This window comes from Klebsiella sp. ME-303, assembly GCF_007910085.1.
Classification (GTDB): Bacteria; Pseudomonadota; Gammaproteobacteria; order Enterobacterales; family Enterobacteriaceae; genus Klebsiella; species Klebsiella michiganensis.
The window spans coordinates 1-2,346 of record NZ_VOJB01000024.1 but is presented as its reverse complement, the minus strand read 5'-3'; the positions used below and the strand labels follow the sequence as shown (position 1 = coordinate 2,346).

3 protein-coding genes and 1 pseudogene are annotated in these 2,346 nt (G+C 55.6%); all 4 read left to right on the top strand.

Annotated elements, in window-relative coordinates; all coding sequences use genetic code 11:
• Positions 1 to 460: pseudogene (locus tag FQK12_RS00225) on the top strand (phage tail tape measure protein); the annotation flags it as partial.
• Entirely contained in the window at positions 460 to 798 is a 339-nt protein-coding gene (locus FQK12_RS00220) for a phage tail protein (protein WP_014228916.1), read from the top strand. The pseudogene FQK12_RS00225 and the gene FQK12_RS00220, both read left to right, overlap by 1 nt.
• Positions 795 to 1,550 carry a phage minor tail protein L gene (locus tag FQK12_RS00215; RefSeq protein WP_014228917.1) on the top strand — a complete coding sequence of 252 codons (756 nt, stop codon included), beginning with the start codon at positions 795 to 797 and terminating at the stop codon, positions 1,548 to 1,550. The genes FQK12_RS00220 and FQK12_RS00215 overlap by 4 nt, the downstream gene beginning before the upstream one ends.
• 1 nt (position 1,551) lies before the next feature.
• On the top strand, positions 1,552 to 2,262 hold the full coding sequence (locus FQK12_RS00210) for a C40 family peptidase (RefSeq protein ID WP_014228918.1): 711 nt from the start codon (positions 1,552 to 1,554) through the stop codon (positions 2,260 to 2,262).
• Positions 2,263 to 2,346 lie beyond the last annotated feature (84 nt).

Here is a 2,346-nt window from a genome sequence, read left to right as displayed (position 1 = left end):
GACCAGCGTTGTCACGGGCGCTGCGGGCGCAGGCTCGGGGACGGCGATCCAGAATGCCGCCAGTAACTTCCAGTTCAACGCCAAAGGCGGCGTTTACGACTCGCCGTCGCTGAGCGCATACAGCAACCAGGTCTACGACTCTCCGCAGTTCTTCGCTTTCGCAAAAGGGGCCGGCGTATTTGGCGAGGCCGGGCCGGAGGCCATCATGCCACTGACGCGTGCCGGCGATGGTTCGCTGGGTGTACGCGCTGTCGGTGGTGGTCAGAACGCCGGCGCGTCGGAAGGGCCAAAAGTCTATATCACGATTGAAGGCGGAAACACCTCAACGCAGGCGCCGTCTGGTTTTGAGCAGTTTGGCCAGCAGATCGGCTCGTTTGTGGAGAAAAAATACAGGGAGCTGATGGCGCAGGATATGCGCCCTGGCGGGATGGTCTGGAATGCAGTTAAAGGGCAACGCTAATGGCTATTGAGATATTCACCTGGAGTCCGCGGGTTAATCCCCAGCAGACCGTTAACTTTCGTGTCCGGAAGGCGCAGTTCGGTGACGGGTATACGCAGGTATCCGGCGATGGTATTAACACCCGATCACAGGATTGGGAGCTGAGTTTTGTCGGTACGGAGGACTATATCCGTCCGATTAAGCAGTTCTTCGACCGTCATGCAGGCACCCGCGCGTTTCAGTGGACCCCGCCTCTGGAAGAGGTGGGGCTTTTCCGCTGCGAACAATATAAACCGGTGCCTCTGGGCGGCGGAAATTACTCACTTTCAGCCACTTTTATTCAGGCATTTAAACCATGAGCCTTAACGCGAATTATCAGAAGTTAGAGCCAGGCGATGAGGTTCGTCTCCTGGAGATCGATGGCCAGGCGTTTGGCCTGGATGAGGTTTTGTATTTCCACGGCTATAACGTTCCCCATACTGCAGCCGAAATCCTCGCCGCTGGCGGCGACCTGGATAAGCTGCCGGCGAAAAGCATCTGGTGGCAGGGGCGGGAGTATAAAGCCTGGCCATGTGAAATCGAAGGGATCGAGTCATCCACCACGGGCAGCGACGCGCAGCCAACGCTGCGGGTAGGGAATATCGACGGAAAGATATCCGCGCTCTGTCTTCATTACGACGATCTGGCTCTGGCGCGGGTTGTCATCCACGACACGCAAAAACAGTATCTCGATGCGAAGAACTTTCCGGAAGGGAATGCCTCAGCCGATCCGACGCAGGAGAAACGGCGCCTTTTCTTCATCGACGTAAAGCATTATGAAGACGATGAGAAGGTGGAATTTACTCTCTCCAGCCCGTTTGCCCTGCAGGGGATGATGATCCCCACTCGCCAGCTGCATGCGATTTGCACCTGGTGTATCCGCAATCAATACCGCAGCGGTAACGGGTGCGACTATGCCGGCACCCGATATTTTGACAGGAACAATCAGCCAGTTGATGACCCGTCGCAGGATGTCTGCAACGGAACGCTCACGGCCTGCGAATTACGTCATGGTGAGAATAGCGAACTGCCGTTTGGCGGGTTCCCCGGCACTTCATTAATCAGGAGCTGATATGCGTCAGAAAACGATTAAGTCCATCCAGGAACATGCGGCCGCAGAATATCCGCGCGAGGCCTGCGGCCTCGTCGCCCAGAGGGGCCGAGCGGAGCGTTATTTCCCCTGCCGGAACCTGGCCACAGAGTCGAAAGATAATTTTGTGCTGGCGCCGGAGGATTATGCGGAGGTTGAAGAATGGGGAACGATCACCGGTATTGTTCACAGCCATCCTGATGCCACCACCCAGCCGAGCGAACTGGATAAAGCGCAATGCGACGCGACCCTTCTCCCCTGGCATATTATCAGCTGGCCAGAAGGCGATCTCCGTACCATCCACCCGCGTGGTGAGTTGCCGCTCCTCGAGCGACCATTCGTGCTGGGCCACTACGATTGCTGGGGCCTGGTGATGAGCTATTTTCGGCAAACCCACGGCATCGAGCTGCACGATTACCGCGTCGATTATCCGTGGTGGGAAAAGGAGTATCCGGACAATTTTTATCAGGACTGCTGGTATGAATGCGGGTTCCGTGAGTTTGATGGTCCACCGCAACCGGGTGATATGGTGATCATGCAGGTGCAGGCGGATAAGTGGAACCACGCCGGGATTCTGCTGGAAGGGAACCTGCTGCTGCATCACCTGTATGGCCATCTCAGCAAGCGCGTGCCGTATGGTGGGTACTGGATGGAAAGGACGATGAAGGTCGTTCGGTATAAGTCTCTATGTTAATATTTCGTCTTCTTTAAAAGGAGATGAATTAGTGAAAATTATTTTAGCATTGCCGATTATTATCGGGGCATTCATTCTTACTGG

Excerpts from the sequence above, each read along its gene's own strand:
- FQK12_RS00220 (WP_014228916.1), top strand. The coding sequence starts at position 460 with ATGGCTATTGAGATATTCACCTGGAGTCCGCGGGTTAATCCCCAGCAG.
- FQK12_RS00215 (WP_014228917.1), top strand. The coding sequence starts at position 795 with ATGAGCCTTAACGCGAATTATCAGAAGTTAGAGCCAGGCGATGAGGTT.
- FQK12_RS00210 (WP_014228918.1), top strand. The coding sequence starts at position 1,552 with ATGCGTCAGAAAACGATTAAGTCCATCCAGGAACATGCGGCCGCAGAA.